Genomic DNA, 20,120 nt, shown 5'->3' on the forward strand with positions numbered 1-20,120 from the left:
AGCCTAGGTTACTTGCTGCGTTGAGAGGGACGCATTCCACCCTGCCCAAAGTTGCCACGAGTAGGCGATTCGGGCTGTAGCTGCTGGCGACCATTGCGGACAATCCGCAGCATTTCGCCAAGCTGAGACTCCATGTCAAGCAGGGTGCGATCGGCGTAGTCATCGGCTCCGGCTTGAATTGCCTCACATTCCGCGATCGCCATCCGCTGCATTTCTTCCAACTCTTGCTGTGCCTGTTGCCGCATTCGATCAATTTCGGCGATCGTCTGCTCCCGAATCGATTCACACTCTTGCTGCACCCGCTGCCGAATCTGCTGCGCTTGCATCTCCGACTGCCGCACAATCGTTGATTCGTTCATTAGTTGATTCGAGCGGCGATCGGCAGTATCAATAATTTCTTGAGCATACTGCTCTGCTTGCAAAAAGACTTCTTCCTTATGACGCACAATGCTATCCGCCTCGTGAAACGCATCCGGCAGACTTAAACGAATCTGATCAAGCTGCTCAATAATGCGCTCTTCATCCAAAAAAGTTCGCCCAAAAAAGCGAGGACTATCAAGAATCATCTCCTCTAGACGATTCAACTCCCGCTGAATGTCTACTCCGGTTCGTCCACCTTCCCTGGAAGAAACTCCGTTTTGGGAGGCTCCAACACTGGTATTGAATCCTGCTTGAGGCTCGATATTGGAAGAATCTTGGCGTAACATTTGTAAATATCTGGGGCGACAGGTTGAGGGACAAGATGATCTATTGGACCGCCAAACTTAGCAATTTCTTTGACTAAACTGCTGCTTAAGAAGCTGTGTTCGTTGGAGGTTGCCAAAAAAACGGTTTCAACTTCTTCTGAAAGCGTTTCATTAGTATGCGCCATCTGCAACTCCATCTCGAAATCAGATAGCACCCGCAGACCTCGCAGCAGCACATTTGCCTGTCGCATTTTTGCGTAAGTCACCGTTAGCCCATCAAAACTGTCCACTTCAACATTGGTGAGATGACCCGTAGAACGCCGAATCTGATCCATGCGCTCTGCGATAGTAAACAGGGGTGTTTTGTTTGGGTTGCGTAGAACGGCTACGATAACCTGCTCAAACAGGCGAGAACCCCGTTCAATTACGTCCAAATGCCCAAGGGTGATTGGGTCGAAACTGCCAGGGTAAATTGCAAACACCAATGGAAACCAAATCAACTGATGAGGCGATTATAAGAGCAAATGCGAGTTTAAAAGCAGGAAGATAAAGACAAGTTCAACAGAAACGGATGGTTTTCCGGTCGTAGCATGGCTTGAGAGAAGGATCTTTTATAAAAGGGTAAGGAGCGTAGCATTTCATTTTTATAGCTGCATCAAAAAATAGCTTGGAAATCGCGGATTATGTGAGCTAGACAGGGCTGCCACTTTATCTTTATGCAAGTCTCTTAACCCTTAAGCTGTTAGATTAAACACCCTGAACCCTGATCCCATGATGACTTCGATCGCCCCAACGATTAAATTTTTGAAAAACCCCACTTCAAACGCATGGCTAGATCAGGCGTTGGCAAATTTAGACACGATTTTGTTGGATCATTCCCACTGTGAGCGCAAGGCAGCAGGAGTGGCGCTAAATTTGATGTTTCGCTACCCGGCACATACAAAACTGGTGCGATCGCTGACTGCCATTGCCCAAGAAGAACTGGAACACTTCGATCAGGTCAACCAGATTTTGGAGCAGCGGGGCATTCCCTTAGCACCTTTGGCGGCTTCTCCCTATGGCGCTAGTTTGAGCAAGCAAATTCGATCGCAAGAACCCGATCGCCTGCTGGATTCGCTGCTAGTGTCGGCGCTCATTGAAGCCCGCAGCCACGAGCGCTTAGGGTTGCTGGGAACCCATTGCCCAGATCGGTCACTGGCAAAATTTTATCGGGGGCTAATGGCATCGGAAGCACAACACTATGGCATTTACTGGGTTTTGGCAACAACCTATTGCGATCGCGATTTGGTCGATCAGCGACTAGCAGAACTGGCAGCGATCGAAAGTGAGCTACTCTCCGTGCTGCATCCTGAACCTCGAATTCATAGTTAACCTAATGTGCAACTAAAGGTAATGTGCAACTAAAGACAATTATCGAGCAAGGAACCGTCGGTATTCGCGGACAGTGGGGAACTGAAAACCGTCTCCACGGGTCAAAAATGTCGTTTTAAAAGAAGTGTTTGAAGGTAGCGAAATTTAAGATGCGTTTGCCCTGAGGTGCGAGTCATTGCATTATCTTCCCTTCCCTCTATATAATGAAGGACTGAATAAACCGAAGATATGAAAAGCTGGAGGCTGGTATGGGTCGCAGATGTGAATTAACTGGAAAAAAAGCAAATAACGCCTATGCTGTCTCTCACTCTCATCGCCGTACTAAGAAGCTGCAAGGCGTAAATTTGCAGTGGAAGCGCGTTTGGTGGGCAGAAGGAAACCGCTGGGTACGCTTACACCTTTCGACTAAAGCAATTAAAACCCTAGAGAAGAAAACGATTGCTGCCTTTGCAAAAGAAGCCGGAATAGACCTGAACAAGTATTAATATCAAAACAATGCGCGATGGGCGACTTTCCCAATCTCCCTCACCCTAAATCCCTTTCCCAGAGTGGGAGCGGGACTTTGAGAAATTCTTGCTTCCCCCAAGGTGGGCTGACTTTAGTTGCACATTAGATAACAACAATTAGGACCAAAGGAAAAACGCGATCGCGTTTTTTTGAAAAGGGCACACATCAGTATGTCCTTTTTTGTTTTTTGCGTGTGACCTAGTTCACACAGAGGCAATTCACATAATTGTTATATTAGGTTGATATCTTTTTCACACAGAGTGGGTAACATGGCTGCATTAGAGTGTGATCATCCATAGTCCCTTTGCAACCGTTTATCCCTCCTGTTCCCTCAAGCCCGTTTCCCTGTTGCCTTAGATTCAACTTTCATCCGACTCGCGAACTAAAACTTTACTGATCGATTAGTTGAATCATTCCCCTCAGCAGCTTTGGAAATCGGTAGCTTTTCCCAAAAACTCGTTCATAATTTACTGGATTTGGAACCTTTCTTTCGGTTTCATCACTCGCTAACTTTATATTTCCTGTTTCTTCTATATTTCCTGCTTCTTCTTTTTCCCTTTTCCTTCCCCACTACCCTCAGGACGCAGCCATGTCAGATCGCAAGTTAGCCAAAAAACTTCAACCCATCTTGAAACAGGTTTGGAAGCTCTCTCGCCGCCTCACCAAAGCCATGATGAACTGGCTGCTGCGAACCGTCTTTCTGCTAAACCGTCGCCCCGGATCGGCAGGGTTTGTCTTGCCCACGGCAGTTTTTCTGATCTTGGTGGTGACGCTGACTACGGGAGCGCTGACCTTCCGCTCGTTTAACAGCACCACTCGCACGATTGGTAATGTCCAAAGTCGCCAGATTTATAATGCGGCAACCCCCGCGATCGACCGCGCCCGTTCTAAGCTCGACTACCTGTTTGGCAAAGATGCCCGATTGCCCAGCGGCACCCCTTCCGAAGAATTTATGATTGCGATGCTACTGAATGAATCAACCCGCAAGGTGGGTGAAGCAGATGTTGAAGTAGCTGCATTGCCGGGTGTAAACCCTTACAAACTAGATGATGAAACCCGGATTGACATTAATGCCGATGGGAAGCTAGACAACGCTTGGACTTATAAGGATGGCGACAATGCGATCGTGTATTCCATCAACCTTTCCACCCCCGATACCACTGACGCGAATCCAATTGGTCCTGTGGCGTTGCTTCAACTGTCGGATCAGGAAAAAGCTAATGGTGTCGCAGAAGATGGCACATTAGATAGAAAAAACGATGGTCCTTATGTGCGGTCTGGACCTCAAAGCAATAGCTCTGCGGTGAAGTGTCGCACCAAGGGCGGTGGCTCCAAGGTAGAGGGCGGCTGGTTTCAGGATGTTTCCAACACCTCCATTTTGCGGAAGCGCTTTCAAGTGGATGCCTTTGTGGTGGATCAAACAAAAATCAAAGGTGGGAACCCGGTTAATTTCACCACTCTAGAATTTTTGCAAGATTATAAGCTAGACCGAGGCAACAAATGGGGAGCCTGGTTTAAGTATGATCTAGACGCGGTTTCTGGTTCACAGATGAACTGGAATGGTGCCATGCACAGCGAGGGCAACATCTTCATGGCGCGGGCAACAGGCAAGTTCAACAGCTTTTTGATTAGCGCTACCAAATCTTGCTTATTTAAGCCCGAAAGCAACTCAGAGATCTCGGTACGCGAGTTCGTGGTCAACCCATCCCTGCCTGCAAATGCTCCAGAACAGGTGAATGGTGGTGTTCCATTTAAGGGCATCATTGCGTCAGCAGAGTTAGGACAGGATACTACCTATCAAAACGGTCAGCGGGTTGATAAATATAATGGTGGCACCTTTGCTTCAGGCACCATCACCACTGGCAATGACTGGGCAACCGAATCTAAAGATGTGATTGGAATTTCTACCGATCCGGTGAAGCTGTTAACGGAAGACATTCATCAGGCAAGAACCCCAGACGTGACGAATGAGGGCGCTATCGTTGCCCCAATCAAGCCCACCGACTTCAACCCTGGTCGATTTGCGAGCGATGCCACTACGACTCAACCCTATGTGGATGATTTCTACCGAGCAGACAACCGCTACGGGCCCAAGGTGCGTTACAGTGCTGCAATTTCAATTCCCGATGGAAAAAAAGTGGGCGAGAATGCCAGCGAATCTGACCTGATCGCTGACTTTCCCATCAATGGCGATAAGCCCGGATTGGATGGTTACTGGGAGCGCCGCACTTTCAAAGATTCAGATACCGCCACCTCCAAGAAATACACAGGCGGCATGAGAATCCTGGTGGGCGAGCGCCTAGAACTCGGCAACCCCTACGGCTGGGTCGCCCCCCAAGATCGCCCTGATACTACTGCTCAAGTTTTAACTGCTACCGGAGCAGTCACCGCTGGAGACGGAACCTTTGACGACTTGAGACACAAAACTACTTACGTTAATGTGCCAGTTACAGATGCCAACCTAAGCAAGGATAAAAGCGACGATCCGGGTGATCCGCTTTACCCACCCTATGCTTACACGGGTACTGCCAATGCTAATCGCAAGCATGAAACCAAGCAACGACGGGCACTGCGAGATAACCTAGCGGCAGTTCAAGCCGCAACCGTCTATCACTATAGAATTGCGGATGGACGCGCTCCCGCTGCTTGCCTTGCGCTGACCGCTCATCCCGGCTCACCCTACACCCTACGCCAATCAGTCAACTTTTCGTCTTCCAAAGCTACCGGAGGTTCAGATCCTTTAGTTGATTTCTTTTACGGCAAAGGCACGAACGGTTGGGAATTTACTCCCCCTGATGTTACGTCTGCTGCCATGACGACAGCGCTGGCAAACTTAGCAAACTTTGCTGGAGAACTAGATGGAGCCTTCCCGCCGAAGCAAGAAGCTGGGAAAATTCACCCCGACCCGACCCTTACCATGTGGGGAAACTTTTCTAACCTGCAACGTGCCATTGCTATACCCGTTGCAGATCGAAGCCCAGCGGATCAAAGCTATCTAGAAACCGCAGGCTGCATGTTGGGTATGTTGGCATACAACATCAACCAAGTTCAAAATTTTGATCCTTCTAATAGCGCCGCTACTAACGCCACGAGACAATCTAATCTAGGGGAGGACTTATATAAGTTGATGGATGGTGACATTAGAAATGGTGAAGTTTTACCTTCTACAGCTTTAGCCACGTATGGCTACCCAGCCGCTAATGTTCCTGCTGGTACACCGCCTACTGCCATCGCAGATTACAATCCGCGTGATTATGATCGCGTTACCCCAGATATGTTTCTGGCAGAATTGCGTAAGCAACTGCAAGCGACTCTTGGAGCAACCGTTGACCTAGAGAACGATCCACTGTATGGGCGCTATCAGCTAGGACTCTTAATTCACGAGCATTATCAGATTCGGCGAGACAGAACCTATGGGTTCCGTCCCTCTCCTGCGGCAAACACTTGGAACTACAATCCTTATCTGGTTTCTTATAGAGGTGTAACTGGTTTCGTAACTGATAAGCCGACTCTTTGGTCTTCAGCCTGTAATCCGAACATTTTTAGCATCACTGGTGCAAACACGCCGGGTCCTGCTGACGCAGCCGCCTTGAATTTACGGGGTATACAGGCTCGACGGCGCTTAGCTTTATCTCGCCTCTGTGGAACCGTAATTCCCCCCGGTGCTGTTCGTGATTATCCGGGTGATAATAACTATCCTTCTGGGGCGGCTGGAGGTTTGGAAGTCTTAGCAGGAGTTCCCCCTGCCGACACTTTGAAGCCTGAGGTTCCAGCCACCACCGATGTCGAATTTAAAAAGGTGGCAGGTTCTGGGACTCCAAACACAGTATTTAGTGACCCTGCACTGACCGCTACTACTATACCGCCAGATTTGAAGCGTGCCCTCGTTGCCCCAAAGTTTCCTTCGCTGTATTACATTTTTCCTGAATTTAACCATGATCGAATTGGAGCCACTGAAACTGTTGGAGGGGTATTGGTTGATCATCGTCAACCAGGAAATCCTGCGTTAGCCACACTTCCCGCTGCATTTCAGCCTTGGGCAGAGCCTTACATCACAGGAACTCCTAACGCATTTACCTATCAGCCAGTTAGCACTGCACCACTTACGACGGATAGGCTCAGTGAAAATTATGCTGCGCCTTTTCCTTCTTATACAAGTGCCGCTAACACTGCTCCAACGGGAATTGAGAAGTTCAGCTACAAGCCTTTTCGAGGGTTTCCAGCAGAAAAATCGGTTAATTTAGGCGTGACACCTCTACCCATTGCAAATTGGGTGCAACCCACGATCGCGGCTCCGGCTGCCACTGTTCCTAACCCCAACCGGATCATTACTCCCAATGGCGCGATCGCTGCAATTCCGTTCCAGGATAAGGTGATATTTAACGGGCGGGAATGGATGCCAACTCGTGCCTTGGATATCGACCTGGATATGCTGCGAAAAACCGCGATTGGTGATGATACTTGGCTTCCTGCAAGTGGCATTGTCTACGCTTTCCGGGAAGATGCCGTGCGAGAAGATGCGATCGCCCGTGAACCGGGAACCCTAGCCTATACCGATGCAACTATTCCTGGTGCAGAAAAAGATCCGGCAGTGAATCCAAGGTTTGGGGTTTCTCCCAAGCCTGTTGATTTTGTTGCTGACCCCGATCGCCGTCCTCATGGCTTCCGCCTCCGCAACGGGGCAACGCTGAAGCGGGGAGGTTCCGTGCCGGATACTGACAACTTCCGGGGGCTATCCTTCATCTCCGACCAACCCACCTACATCATGGGCAACTTCAACCTGCACCAGCCAGGTTCTGGACTGGACGGTTCCAATAAATCGGACGATAGATTGGAAGAGTTCAAAGCGAAGTTGCCTAATGATCCCGCAGCCTACAACGATGCCACCTTCTACACGAATCGGGATGCCACCGCTGACACTAACCCTGAAACACAATTCGCAGACCCCAAAGAAGATTTGTGGCGACCCTCAGAAATTTTGGCAGACAGCGTTTCGATTTTGAGCGATCGCTTCTGTGATGGCAGCGCGATCGACACCTTCCTGTCCGCAGGACCACGCGCCAGTTCAAACGAAGGCGGCATTAGTAACACCACCTCGTCGGGTAGCGATGCCACTCGTGCTGTTTATACTAGCGGCACTAAACAAGGCGCAGAGGTTTATAACGATACAGACAAGGCTCTATTTGGCAGTTTTGATGCAGCAACGGGTACAAGTGGCTGTTTGAATGATGCCAATGCCGGAGCAACCTCCTTTCTCAACCAAAACCGCCCCGTGGTCGATTTAACCAACGCTTCTGGCTGGAACTGGGAACGGGAAAATCCAGGCGACTTCCAGTCACCCGTAAAAATCTCTCGCAACGGCAACGGGCTAATTATTGCTAACCCAACCACTGCCAATAAAACCCCGGTTCCGGTGGAATATAGCTCCACTAACGACACAGCGATTAGGGGTGACTATATGGACAACAAAAACTCCACAAACAGTGGAGCGCGTACCCTACAAAGAGTTCCGACAGATGCTGAAACAGGCGTAAATGTAATCATGGTCAGTGGGGTGGTGCCTGCCCAAAAATTCCAGGGCTATGGAGCCTTGAGTAACTTCCCTCGCTTTCTGGAAAACTGGGGTGATGGTAACGCCCGACTTCGCTTTTCCGGCTCGTTTTTACAGCTTAACTTTAGCAACTATGCAACGGGGCCCTTTGATGACGATAGCTGGGAACCGGGCGAAACGCCGATCGCTGGGAGAGAAGTGCTTCCCTACCGTCCGCCTGCTCGTCTCTGGGGTTATGATGTTGGGCTACAACTGGCTCAGGCAAGCCCAGCCGCTTCTCGCTTTACCTCCCTCAGCAACGAGAAAAACGAGTTTTATACAGAACCCCCTGGTTCCGATGAATACATGAAAAAACTCTGTACTGCTCTGAAAGCTCAACCACCCACAGGCTTTGATGCCACTTCGCTCAATTCGCTCAATTGCCCCACCTAGTTCTTGTTGTCATTGTTTGCTCTGCCGTTTCTCTCAGGTACTCCCGATGCGATCGCGTCCTACCCCCTCTCCAATTCCCGGTTCCTGGCAACTATTTGCCCCTCTGCTTTCTCGCAGCAAGGGTGAATCAGGGCTAACGTTAATTGAATGTTTAGTTGCGATCGTGATTATTGCAATTACCGTCGTTGCGATTACACCGCCAATTTTTGTTGCCACTGCCAGCCGGATTCAGTCCCGCCGCGCAGAACAAGCAAACGCGATCGCTCAGGCAGAAGTCGATCGGGTTCGCACCCTAATGGAGCGGGGGGTGGCGAAAGAAACCCAACTACCTGGATTAGGAACGATCGTTACAGTAGACGGTAAGGACGTTGCTAAGGCAGCAAGTGGAGTCGCTGGAGCAATTGCCTCTGTCGGGGATGGTTGCCCTAACAAATATCCTTTTGCTGACCCATCGACGCAGGCACCCGGAAGCACAGTGATTCCGGTAGATGTGAATGGCGATTGCAAACCAAAATTTGCTATGCAAGTCGTGCGAACAAAAGATTGTAGACCTGATCCAACAGTCGTTGTGCCTTACTCGTTTGACTTAACAGTGCGGGTGTATGGCTATGAAGAGGGTAATGCGATGACCAATTTATCAGAAACGCGGATGCGTCTAGGCTTGACCACGGGTAGGGCAGGGGATAATCCAGCGGCAGCCGCAGGGCGACAACCGATGCAAGTATTGACGACTAAGGTCTCTCGTGTGGGACAGGCAGATTCAGTTACTTGTGTAGATGGACAGCCTTAGTTGAACCTATCTTTAAACCATCTTTTTAATCAGCAGAGTTTCTATGCATCACTTTTTCTCCAACAATCGACACAAGCGGCTGCGAACAGTGCTTCAAGGGAGGCTAAAAGGTCGCCGAGCCAAGGGATTCACACTGCTAGAGCTTTTGGTGGCAATGATCATTGGCTCTTTGATTGTGGTGGCATTGCTGACGCTCGTGGTGCAGTTAACCGAAACGAACCAAAAAGATGCGGCTCGTACTCAAGTGCAGCAAGATATGCAAGCGGCAATGGATTACGTTGCTCAAGATCTGCGATCGGCAGTCTTTGTCTACAATGGGGAGTGCTTAGAGGGCAAGAATGATCCAATATTTGCGAAAAGCTGCCCTGGAATTGTCAACCATATCCCAGCCACCCTTAACGCAAAGCCCGATAAAATGGCAGTGCTGGCATTTTGGCGAACCAAAGAATTGCCTCAGAAAATTAGGGATCTATGTAAAGCTAATGCTGATGATTTAGGCAGCCCACTCGACACCGTCGTGGCAAACAACCCCATGACAGTGGCAAAGGTGCCCTGTCTGGCAGGGTATTCCTACTCGCTGGTGGTGTATGGGCTAGATAGCACCAACACTGGCATTTGGAACGGCAAGGCACGATTAACACGATATGAGTTGAGCCAGTTTCCAGCCGATCCCACGAATGAACAAGATCAAACTCCAGGATTTGTAGATCCGTTGGAGGAGCCAGAGCTAACGTTTCAGCAGTGGCCCCTCAAAGATGGAGTTGGCTCTCGGCAGACAGTACCGCCAACGGGGCAGGCAGTGGCACTGGTGGATTTTGTGGATACGACAACCCCAGGTGATGCTTCTACGCAAAAATGCGATGAGTTTGGAACCGATGATGATGCCCGAAAACGATCGCTTAGCCCGACTGAAGCTAGCGCTCCGCCGTTCCGCAGTTTTTATGCCTGCGTGCGAGATGGCGGCATCGTTGCACAAATCACTGATCCGGTAACGGGCAAAAAAGTTAATCCCCCCACAACTAACCAGGATGTTTTATTGGTACTGAAGGGCAATGTGACTGGGCAAGGTGGGTTTGTCAAGGCAAACGATAATAGTGAGCGGATTTCACCTTTGCAAACACGAGTGTTGGTGCGGGGCATCGTCGGCAAAAAAGATTAGTATTCAAGCGTAGTTTTAATTCAGTATGATTTCAGTCTTCTAGATTTGAGCAACCACCATGAATGCATACAAGTTACGCTCTCGCCGCCGAAAATCGATCGCTGGCTTTACCCTAATAGAAATGTTAGTGATAATTATCATCGTTGGTGTACTGTTTGCGATCGCGGCTCCTAGCTGGACTGCCTTAATGAATCGTCAGCGAATTAATACTATTCGGGAACAGTCAGTGCAGGTGATTCGAGAAGCGCAAAATCAAGCGCGGACGACCCGAATTGCACGGTTTGCAGTTTTTGATGGTGATGGTATTACAACACCTGCTCGTGCTGCAATTGTGCCTCAAGCGGGTGTGGCTACTTTTCCAGACATTATAGCAATCAACAACTGGAGAACTCTGGGAGATGGAGAAGTGAAAGTAGGAGCCATGGAGTTTAACGCGGCATCTCCATCTGATGCCAATACAACTTACATCCTATTTGATAATAAAGGGGCAGTTGATCGAGACTGGATAAAACCTGGAACCGATTCAGCCAGTCAATTTGTGATCAAGGTAAAGCCGAAAGGGGCGGGAGTTGAAACCCAGCGATGCGCGATCGTGGAAACCCTTTTAGGATCGGTTCGCTTGGCAGAGGGCACCCAAAACGGTTGTAATAGTTGAGAGTACTAGATTGGGCATAGAATTTGCATAAAACCTCTGGTGGCAACTGTATAGATCCTTAGATGGATATGCTGCTGGAGGTTTTGCAATGAAAGGGACTTTGATTATCGAAGCGGCGATCGCAACAGTGGTTTTCAGTGTAGTAGGTTCTACCTATGCTGGATTAGGTAACCCCACTGGCGCGACAATCAGCACAACGATGACTCAGCAACCCACTCAAGTTCTCTCGCTCCGGCTGCCAGTTCAGCCTTAAGGGACAAACTGGGTCACGACTCTGCCACCATTCACGCCGCCACTGACCACCACCTGCTGATCTTTGAGAGTGCCGCTGGCTTTAGGACCCGATAGACTGATGGGCGGTTTTGCCTGACGATAGATCACATTGCCTTCTGCTTCAAACGCTTGGCTGGTCAGATTCCACTTCAGGCGATCGGATTTGAGTGACGACTGGCGCGATCCGCCCCCACCGTTCACATTTCCTACCAGATTTAAGTCTCTGGTTGTTAAATCTAAGTCCCCTTGATTGCCCGTCAGAGTCACCGTATCTTTACTATTAAAAAAGGTGATGGGCTGCTCAGAAGCAATCTTCCGGTCTTTAATTTTCCAAATAATTTGGTTGCCAGTAACCAAGATCGGCGGGTCGGCAATATTCAGTTGAGCAGATTGTTTGAGGGTCAAGGTTTCTGCCTTAATATCCATTTCACCGCTAGAAGCGCTGGCGCGATCAGTCACCGTTTTGCCTTCATAGCGCTGCATTTGCAGGGGGCGATCGCCCACCAATTTTTGTTTTTCCACCAGCCACGCCAAGCGATCGGTGGTCACCTGAAAGCTAGGGTCTTTCGACGCGGCAATCACACTGCCCTCTAGATCTAATCGACGGGCACGGGTTAGATACTTACCGTTTTTTGCGGTCGCCACTATTTTTTGGCGCGTCCCGGTCATATTATTTCGCACCAGGATTAAATCTTCTTTCGGTCGCCATTCCAATTCATTCGCTTTAATCACTAACCCATCCCGCAGATCGGTTGCCAGAATGTTGCCCCGCAAAAAAATGCGCTGACCGTCTTGTTGCACCTCGCCACTTTGGGCTGACACCCTCAGAATTGCCTTGCCATCTTGAAAAAATTCACCTTTAGGCTCTTGAATCCGGGCATTTTTTTTATCTTTGCTATAGGTTGCTTCTTTTGCCTTAACCTTCCACCACAGTCGCCCTTTTTGATCAAATTCTTCTAAGGTGACAAAAGCAAAGGTTAAGTCAGTGTCAAAACTTTCCTTCTCAAAGTTTTTGGCTTCCTGAGCAAGCTGTTTTTCAGTTTGGCTTTGCCCACCACAGGCGATCGCCCCAAAGGGCAATCCCCCAATCAGAAGCACAAGGGCAAGCCGTGCCCATCGCTGAGAGGAAAATAAAAAGAACGACACAGGCAAACTCCTAAGTAGACCCAGCGTGAGCAAATTTAGTCATTAGACCTCTTGCCTGAATACAAAAACAGCCCGCCCTGCGGGAAGCAAGCTACATCCCCTAGCCCCTGCCATGCAAGCCCTTTGGACTGCCAAATTTGGGAGAAGGGGAACCGATTTCAAAGTCCCTCTCCCAGATTGGGAAAGGGATTTAGAGTGAGGGCAAATGATTCGCCGAGGAGATCCACTAGACTCTACAATCCAAAGACTCTAATAATCCAAGAAAAGTTCACGGGGATCAAGCACTACGCTCCATTGTAGGCTTTCGGCTGATACCGCACTGGCTTTATTCCAGGTCGCCGTCTACTAAACCAATACCCGACAGCGGACGATAGGTATAGCTTCTAGGATTTTTTTGGATATCTTCTTTAATTCCATCCAGGTCAATATAGCGATCGGCAACATTGATCAAGCTATCGCTCGTCATTGCCCGCAGGCTGACCACTTCAACGCGCACCCCCCGATAGCTCACAGCATTCACGGCATAGGCAAGATCTCCATCACCGCTAACTAGAACAGCCGTATCATACGATCCCACCAACGAGATCATATCTACCGCAATTTCTACGTCTAAATTGGCTTTTTTGGAGCCATCCGGCAACTGCACTAAATCTTTGGAAATCACCCGATAGCCGTTGCGCCGCATCCATAGCAAGAAACCCTGTTGCTTTTCGTTGGTGCGATCGACTCCGGTATAAAAGAACGATCGCAGCAGTCGCGATCCCCCTGTTAACCGACATAGCAGCTTGGTGTAATCAATTTCTATCCCTAGCTGCAAAGCGGCATAAAAGAGGTTGGAGCCATCAATAAAAATAGCAACTCGTCCCCGATTTTCTAAGACTTGCTGGGGTGTGAAAACAGATTCACTCATTTCAAAATTGGAAGTGTTATCTAGCATGGCGTATTGCCTCTTTTTTATGAAAATTAGTTATGAGAATGAAATTTTGCGGCGATTTATTCAGTTGTTTTAATCGCTAAGAAACAGGTTCTAAAAGCTCTAGACGTTGAAATATGGGCTGCGGATCGCCTAAGGGTTGTCCTATAGGAAGTATTCCCCAAGTCGAATGAATCGCAAAGGGAGCAGACTCAGTTTGTTGGTGAGTAAAGTTTATTGAGAAACCCAACTGCTGGTAAATGGCGTTGCTAATGTTTGGGATAATGGGCGACAGCAGATAAGCTGCTAGCCTAACGGATTCCAACACGGTATATATGACCTGTTCAACGGCAGGTTGGTTTCCCTGTTTGTATAAAGTCCAGGGAGCTTTGTCGTCAATGAACTTATTGCCCGATCGCACTAACGCCAAGATGGCATCACAGGCTTCACTAAAGGCAAGTGTTTCATAAGCACAAGTGACGCGATCGCCTAAGGGAGTCCCCAAAAGGGCAAGAGGATTATCGTTGTTTGAGTCTACCCATGGGCTAGGCACCAAACCCTGACAGTATTTTTGCGCCATTTTGAGGGTACGGTTGAGCAAATTGCCCAAATCATTCGCGAGTTCAGCATTGAGGATATTGATAAAGCGCGTTTCGTTAAAATCGCCATCTCGCCCAAACTCAATTTCCTTTAAGAAATAATATCGAACCGCATCCGATCCATAGCGTTCCACAATCGCAAACGGGTCTAGAACGTTACCCAGCGTTTTACCCATTTTTTGTCCATCCTTGGTGAGGTAGCCATGTCCAAAGATGCGATCGGGCAGAGCAAGCCCCGCAGACATTAGCATGGCAGGCCAATATATGGCGTGAAACCGCAAAATATCTTTGCCAATCAGGTGTAAATTAACGGGCCACCAACGGGCTAGCGCATTGTCCAAGCTCGGCTCATCGTCTGGTTCCAGCAAGGCAGTCACGTAGCCAAGCAGGGCATCAAACCAAACGTAAAGGGTGTGGGTAGGATCAGGCGGAACGGGGATGCCCCAGTCCAAGTTGACACGGGAAATCGAAAAATCTTGTAATCCCTGGCTAACGAAGCTAATGACTTCATTACGGCGAGTATCTGGCTGGATAAAATCGGGGCGATCGCGATAAAGCTGTTCAAGCTGATCTTGGTATTTTGACAAGCGAAAAAAGTAGTTTTGCTCGTCGCGCCATTCTGCTTCAATCGTGGGATGAATCGCACAACGGTGATGATCCAGCAGTTCGCGCTCTTCCTTGAACTCTTCACAGGCGACACAATACCAGCCTGTTTGCTGGCTCAGGTAGATATCCCCCTGATCCCAAACCCGCTGAAAGAACTCTTTGACAATCACTTCATGACGGGGATCGGTGGTGCGAATAAAGCGATCAAACTGAATGTCTAGCAGTTTCCATAGAGCCTGAAATTCTGCCACAATCTGGTCACAATGAGCTTGGGGATCGCGTCCCAAGCCTTCAGCAGTGCGCTGAATTTTTTGACCATGTTCGTCGGTGCCAGTGATAAACAGCACAGAATTTCCCCGCAATCGCTGAAAACGGGCAAGCACATCAGCCGCGATCGTCGGATAAGCACTACCGACATGAGGGCGCGCATTTACATAGTAAAGCGGCGTTGTAATGACAAATTGATGGCTATTGATAGGTTTAGAACTCATAAATTTATTTAAATCTTTACTCCTCAGATATGAATGTTGAAAGAGGAGTAAACAACAACATCACGACTTTTTTGAAAGCCCATGACTTTTTTTGAAAGTAGCTGCTAGTGGTAATTAGCAATCTTTATGCCATAGATAAGTAATACTAAAGTGTGGTGCACAAGCGAGACTGATGCTACACAATTCTAACCGTAAAGCTAAGTTGAACGGCTGAAGCAAACCTTAAATTAACTAGGTATTTCTTACAAACTACTTTCTTCGGATATGGCTTCATGGAAGTCTAATGGAACAGCCTGATATTCCAGTGGCTCTACGGAGTATTTTTCAGTTAGTGTCATCCAGTCTACAAATCTGGGTATTCTGGGTGCAGCAGACAGAGATTATGGAAGCAGAGAGGTCGTCCCATGAGTCAGACAATTCAACTTGATGTGGCTGGTGCGGGGAATGCTTTCCAGCAGGGATTAGAGTTGACCCAACAAGGCAATTATGCAGACGCGATCGCCTGCTTTGATCAAGCCATTCAGCTAAATCCCACGGATGCAGTGTTGCACTCCCATCTTGGCTGGGCAGCATTTTCTTTAGGGCAATACGACACCGCGATTCAGGGGTATCAAGCGGCATTAGCGTTGCAGCCGGATATAGAAACGGCTCACCATAGCTTAGGATTAGCGCTCTATGCTACCCAGCAGTATGAAGCGGCGATCGGGTATTTTCGTACCGCTTTAGAACGCCAGCCAGATTCCGAAGATATCTGGTTTTGCCAAGGATACTGTCTCTATGCCACTCATCGATATGAAGGGGCGATTCAGCATTTTAATACTGCCTTAAAGCTGCACCCTAGCTATTACGAAGCGCTCGTTTTTCGAGGAGATGCCCTCAAAGAATTGGGAGATTGGGAGGCTGCCCTTGTCAGCTATGGCAAAGCCTTAGAGCAACGAGAGGATGATGGCGACTTGTGGTTTCGTTGGGCAAATGGGCAGAAGCAGGTAGGACATTTTCAAGCAGCCCTCAATGGCTATCAAAAAGTGATCTCCTTTCGACCCACCCATTGGGAGGCTTGGTATGGTCAGGGTGGTTCTCAGATGAAGTTAGGTGATTTTGAGGGAGCGATCGCCAGCTACGATCAAGTTTTAGACCTCAATCCCGCTTCCTACGAAGCCTGGTTTAACCGAGGCGTGGCGCTAAAAAATCTAAACCGCCCAGAAGACTCCATCACCAGCTACGACAAAGCGTTAGAACTGCGCCCCGATGATCACCGAGCTTGGAACAATCGAGGTGGGGTAATGGTGAGTCTGGGAAAGTTGCGAGACGCGATCGCCTGCTTTGATAAAGTCCTCGAAATTAATCCCAATGACACCAAAGCCCAACAAAATCGAGCCGTGTTAGTAAAACGGTTAGAAGCCAGCCAAGGGTGAGGGCGGAGTTTTGAGTTCGGAGTTTCTTCTAATCTTTCCCCCCGGTACCTGAAACCTGAAACCTGCTCTACATCTCCTCCAAATACTGCTCAACCCCCACCTGTTCTAGCTTCGCCTGCTTCCCCATCACCATTTGCTCTAGGCTTTGGCGATACTGCTGGACTTTTTCGAGTAAGACCGGGTCATAAATTGCCAGCATTTGCACAGCGAGTAATCCGGCATTTTTGGCATTGCCGATCGCTACTGTAGCCACTGGAATTCCCGCAGGCATTTGTACAATTGAGTAGAGAGAATCGATACCCTGCAAATGGCGACTGGCGACAGGAACGCCAATCACAGGCAACGGCGTGAGCGCGGCAACCATTCCGGGCAAGTGAGCGGCTCCTCCCGCGCCCGCGATGATCACCTTTAAGCCGCGCTGATGGGCAGTTTGGGCATAATTTACCATCTGTTCTGGGGTGCGATGGGCAGAGATGATCGCCACTTCGTGGGGTACTCCAAATTCGGCACAGACCGCGATCGCGGCTTGCATCGTCGGCAAATCTGAATCGCTGCCCATGATAATGCCGATTAAAGGCGGGTTGATAGTTATCAAGAGGATTTATCCCTATTGGTATTGGAGGGTTGAGCAAAACTGCTGATTAACAGGCAGACGATGCCCACGTTGATAAAAGCATCTGCTAGATTAAACACCGGAAATCGGATGAGGCGAAAGTCTAAAAAATCAACAACCTGACCCAGGATGAAGCGATCAATGCCATTGCCTAACGCTCCCGACAAAATGAACCCGTAGCCAGCCTGCTCCCACTTGCTCAGCGTTGGACCAAACCACGCCAGCAGCAGCAGCCCCACGCTCACGCCCAGAGACAGCCAGCGCAGCCACCCCACCCCTTGGGAAAAAAAGCTGAAGGCTGCCCCGGTATTGACCACGTAAGTAAAATGAAACACATTAGGGATCAGCGCCCACGTTTGTGGTGGATCGGTAAGGGGAAAGGTGTAGACGACCCAAAACTTACTCAAGCGATCGAGCACTAAGCCCACTAAAGCCGCCAACCAAAAAAAGCGATTTTTAGAAAACATTGAATTATTTAAACAAGGTCGAGAAAGAGCGATCGCATAATAAGCAAGTTTTAAGGTAGCGGGAAGCTAGAGCTTTTATTGAGAGAGGTCTTGAGTTTTAGTAAAACAGCAAACGGCGCAATCCATACGCCAAAATCGTCACTGCACAAACGACAGCAAGCTGACCTGGCAATGCCTCCACCGAAAATTTTAGCAACAACCGGGTAAAGTCTACCGAGTTGACCACCCCCAACAGTCTCAATCCCCCCAGATACAGTAATCCAGTGATGTGAATACTCAGTAATCCTGCTAAGCAGCTAATGAGGAGTATCTCTAACTTTGGAACAGCTTTGAATGCTAAATAGCCGCAAATCCAGGCACCGGGGATAAATCCCAAAATGTAGCCAAAACTAGGTTCTGCTAGATATCCCAAGCCACCGCCCTTTGAAAAAATAGGAAACCACGGCGTTAGCCCCAATAGCACGTAAGCGACTTGAGACAAGGTTGCCGGATTTTTACCCGCGACACAACCCACCAGCAAACCCGCCCCAAACTGGTAAGTAATGCCCAAAGCGTGCATTTGAATGGCTTGGTGTCCCCAATCGCGACTAGGAACCGCTACTGACGCGGGCAGAAAAGTACCTGCGATCGTCAGCAGTAAGCCAATCAGCGCCCATAATAATTCGGTCGGAATAGACACAGTGAAACGATCAACCATTACAATGCAAGCGGTGCTTCGTTCTTTGAACGAGATGCGGCTTTAATAATGTCACATTCGGCAAAAATGAAGCGAGTTTTAGCAGAATGTGATGAAATATAAGCAATCGATTTGAATGCTCGATCCTTGGGCAAACTCATTAGGTTCGGCATCCATAGAGTCTTTGAATGGCACCTTTATCCTACACCACTTCCTATTGGCAATATCTTCAATGCAGCGGTCTTGAGCTACCTCAGGAAACAGTGGCTCATGTTCACCTAATGCTGGAAGCTACTAGCTGGGAGGAGCCTCAGTCAGCGCTAGAGTTGAACAATTATGCGGTGCTGGCATTAATTGAGGCAGAGAATAGCCCCGATCGCGTGACTCGTGAAATGTACCTAGAATTGGCGATCGCGGCTTTGAGCGAAGGTGCCGCAACGAATCTTCTCTGTGTGGCTCATCTAGCAATCATCCAAAGCCTTTTAGGGAACGGAGACGAAGCCATTCAGCGATCGTTTTCTAGCTTTATGGCTAGCTTGCAATCTTTTCATACCAATAGCGTTAGTCCTCTTGGTTTAGTTTACTTGCCCCTGCAATGGTATGCCCAACCCAACGCGCGTCACGAGTTACTAAGCGACCTATTAAACCCTACTCACAGCGTTGACCAAAGTTTGCGGCTGCTGGTAGAAATATTGCAGCAGACGCAGTTTGTGTTCTATAACGCAGTTGGGCTACGCTTTTTGCAATTGGCGATCGCCCTATTTCCCCAATCAGCCTTCCTACAGCACAAACTCGGCATTTCTAGCCTGATGAACGGTCGCTGGGAAGGGGCGCTATTTCTCCATCGTGCCCAACAGCAGCAGCCTAACAATCCCTTATTTTTGCAAGCGCTTTATCTGGCATACCAAGATTTGGAGCAGCCAGAACAAGCAAGTTACTGGCAAGATACAGCGCAAAATGTCAAATCAGACTCTACACCAGAGTGGCAATGGCTTACTTTGCCAAGTTCTAACCCGTTCACCTACGTTCCGTTTGAGCAAACCTTGGCGCTGGCGGTGGAACCAAGCTTTCGCAGTGTGGTTACGGGTGTGCTATTGGCATCAGGCGATTGGTTTGAGGCAGAGATGGAGTTTTGGCGCGATCAGGCTGAACTAGGAATGACGGTGATTGATGTGGGTGCAAATGTGGGCGTGTATACCTTCAGCGCCGCACAGCGGGTCGGCGTGACGGGGCGAGTGCTGGCAGTGGAACCCTTTTCTGGCTGTGTAGAGTGTTTGACAGAAACCCGCCGCGTCAATCAATTGGACTGGGTGACTGTTTGTCGGGGTGCCGCGAGCGATCGCAATGGAACTGCCCATCTTGCGCTCCACAGCGCTAGTGAAATGAATCAAGTGATGACTGAAGCAGATGCGTCTGAGATCGCGACCGAAGCCGTTCCCTGTTTCACATTGGATACTCTGATGGAGCGAGAAGGCTTGCAGCGGGTTGATTTACTCAAAATTGATGCAGAAGGGCATGAGTTGCAGGTGTTAAAAGGCAGCGATCGCCTCCTTAAAGCCCATACGCCCATCATCCTCTATGAAAATATTGCGGGAAGTCAGGGCAGCAACTTGCCTGTTGCAGAATTCCTCATCGCAAATGGCTATCAATTATTTCGCTATCAGCCATTTGTAAAACAGCTAATTCCTTTGGATTCCCTCACAGAACTCCAAGGCAATCTCAATATTATCGCCCTTCCTGCTTAAGAAATCGCCTCATTATTGTTTCCTC

At 48.9% G+C, this 20,120-nt stretch carries 17 protein-coding genes; 9 read left to right on the forward strand and 8 right to left on the reverse strand.

The genetic code is table 11. The annotated features are described in order from the left end of the window. Positions 1 to 8: 8 nt before the first annotated feature. A complete protein-coding gene (locus AC1S5B_RS23765; RefSeq protein WP_482038139.1) occupies positions 9 to 707 on the reverse strand; it encodes an ATP synthase subunit B family protein in 699 nt (232 codons plus the stop codon). Continuing rightward, positions 599 to 1,168 carry a pantetheine-phosphate adenylyltransferase gene (gene coaD / locus AC1S5B_RS23770; RefSeq protein ID WP_482038424.1) on the reverse strand — a complete coding sequence of 190 codons (570 nt, stop codon included), beginning with the start codon at positions 1,166 to 1,168 and terminating at the stop codon, positions 599 to 601. The genes AC1S5B_RS23765 and coaD overlap by 109 nt, the downstream gene beginning before the upstream one ends. A gap of 289 nt (positions 1,169 to 1,457) precedes the next feature. On the opposite strand from coaD, the gene AC1S5B_RS23775 reads away from it, so the two are divergent. From AC1S5B_RS23775 to AC1S5B_RS23805, 7 genes are all read left to right on the forward strand, one after another. Then, positions 1,458 to 2,057, forward strand: coding sequence for a MiaE family protein (locus AC1S5B_RS23775; protein WP_482038140.1), 600 nt, complete (start codon positions 1,458 to 1,460; stop codon positions 2,055 to 2,057). 248 nt (positions 2,058 to 2,305) lie between these two features. After that, positions 2,306 to 2,542, forward strand: coding sequence for a 50S ribosomal protein L28 (rpmB, locus tag AC1S5B_RS23780; protein ID WP_458651937.1), 237 nt, complete (start codon positions 2,306 to 2,308; stop codon positions 2,540 to 2,542). A 611-nt stretch (positions 2,543 to 3,153) separates the two neighbouring features. After that, positions 3,154 to 8,547 (forward strand): hormogonium polysaccharide biosynthesis protein HpsA, encoded by a 5,394-nt coding sequence (gene hpsA / locus AC1S5B_RS23785; RefSeq protein WP_482038141.1) that lies wholly within the window; start codon positions 3,154 to 3,156, stop codon positions 8,545 to 8,547. Between the two features lie 46 nt (positions 8,548 to 8,593). Continuing rightward, positions 8,594 to 9,337 carry a type IV pilus modification PilV family protein gene (locus AC1S5B_RS23790; protein ID WP_482038142.1) on the forward strand — a complete coding sequence of 248 codons (744 nt, stop codon included), beginning with the start codon at positions 8,594 to 8,596 and terminating at the stop codon, positions 9,335 to 9,337. A 43-nt stretch (positions 9,338 to 9,380) separates the two neighbouring features. Further along, complete coding sequence (locus tag AC1S5B_RS23795) at positions 9,381 to 10,496, forward strand: prepilin-type N-terminal cleavage/methylation domain-containing protein (RefSeq protein ID WP_482038143.1); 1,116 nt, start codon at positions 9,381 to 9,383, stop codon at positions 10,494 to 10,496. A gap of 58 nt (positions 10,497 to 10,554) precedes the next feature. Beyond that, positions 10,555 to 11,151: a pilus assembly FimT family protein gene (locus AC1S5B_RS23800; RefSeq protein ID WP_482038144.1), complete on the forward strand. Its 597-nt coding sequence runs from the start codon at positions 10,555 to 10,557 to the stop codon at positions 11,149 to 11,151. An 88-nt stretch (positions 11,152 to 11,239) separates the two neighbouring features. Next, a complete protein-coding gene (locus tag AC1S5B_RS23805; RefSeq protein ID WP_482038145.1) occupies positions 11,240 to 11,404 on the forward strand; it encodes a hypothetical protein in 165 nt (54 codons plus the stop codon). Here the strand turns inward: AC1S5B_RS23805 and lptC are convergent. The 3 genes from lptC to metG form a co-directional block, all read right to left on the reverse strand. Beyond that, complete coding sequence (gene lptC, locus AC1S5B_RS23810) at positions 11,401 to 12,570, reverse strand: LPS export ABC transporter periplasmic protein LptC (protein WP_482038146.1); 1,170 nt, start codon at positions 12,568 to 12,570, stop codon at positions 11,401 to 11,403. The two genes, AC1S5B_RS23805 and lptC, sit on opposite strands and share 4 nt — an antisense overlap. Positions 12,571 to 12,895: 325 nt before the next feature. Further along, on the reverse strand, positions 12,896 to 13,507 hold the full coding sequence (locus AC1S5B_RS23815; protein WP_482038147.1) for a LabA-like NYN domain-containing protein: 612 nt from the start codon (positions 13,505 to 13,507) through the stop codon (positions 12,896 to 12,898). A 76-nt stretch (positions 13,508 to 13,583) separates the two neighbouring features. Further along, positions 13,584 to 15,179 carry a methionine--tRNA ligase gene (metG, locus tag AC1S5B_RS23820; protein ID WP_482038148.1) on the reverse strand — a complete coding sequence of 532 codons (1,596 nt, stop codon included), beginning with the start codon at positions 15,177 to 15,179 and terminating at the stop codon, positions 13,584 to 13,586. A 404-nt stretch (positions 15,180 to 15,583) separates the two neighbouring features. Between metG and AC1S5B_RS23825 the strand changes: the two genes are divergently transcribed. Beyond that, entirely contained in the window at positions 15,584 to 16,594 is a 1,011-nt protein-coding gene (locus AC1S5B_RS23825; RefSeq protein WP_482038149.1) for a tetratricopeptide repeat protein, read from the forward strand. 67 nt (positions 16,595 to 16,661) lie between these two features. Here AC1S5B_RS23825 and purE read toward each other — a convergent pair whose 3' ends face one another. From purE to AC1S5B_RS23840, 3 genes are all read right to left on the reverse strand, one after another. After that, positions 16,662 to 17,189 (reverse strand): 5-(carboxyamino)imidazole ribonucleotide mutase, encoded by a 528-nt coding sequence (purE, locus tag AC1S5B_RS23830; RefSeq protein WP_482038150.1) that lies wholly within the window; start codon positions 17,187 to 17,189, stop codon positions 16,662 to 16,664. Then, positions 17,186 to 17,674, reverse strand: a complete 489-nt coding sequence (lspA, locus tag AC1S5B_RS23835; protein ID WP_482038151.1) for a signal peptidase II — start codon at positions 17,672 to 17,674, stop codon at positions 17,186 to 17,188. The genes purE and lspA overlap by 4 nt, the downstream gene beginning before the upstream one ends. 97 nt (positions 17,675 to 17,771) lie before the next feature. Continuing rightward, complete coding sequence (locus AC1S5B_RS23840) at positions 17,772 to 18,371, reverse strand: biotin transporter BioY (RefSeq protein WP_482038152.1); 600 nt, start codon at positions 18,369 to 18,371, stop codon at positions 17,772 to 17,774. A gap of 167 nt (positions 18,372 to 18,538) precedes the next feature. Here AC1S5B_RS23840 and AC1S5B_RS23845 point away from each other — a divergent pair, with 167 nt between their 5' ends. Beyond that, positions 18,539 to 20,095, forward strand: coding sequence for an FkbM family methyltransferase (locus AC1S5B_RS23845; RefSeq protein WP_482038153.1), 1,557 nt, complete (start codon positions 18,539 to 18,541; stop codon positions 20,093 to 20,095). Positions 20,096 to 20,120 lie beyond the last annotated feature (25 nt).

This window comes from Leptolyngbya sp. CALU 1928 (genome assembly GCF_056784215.1).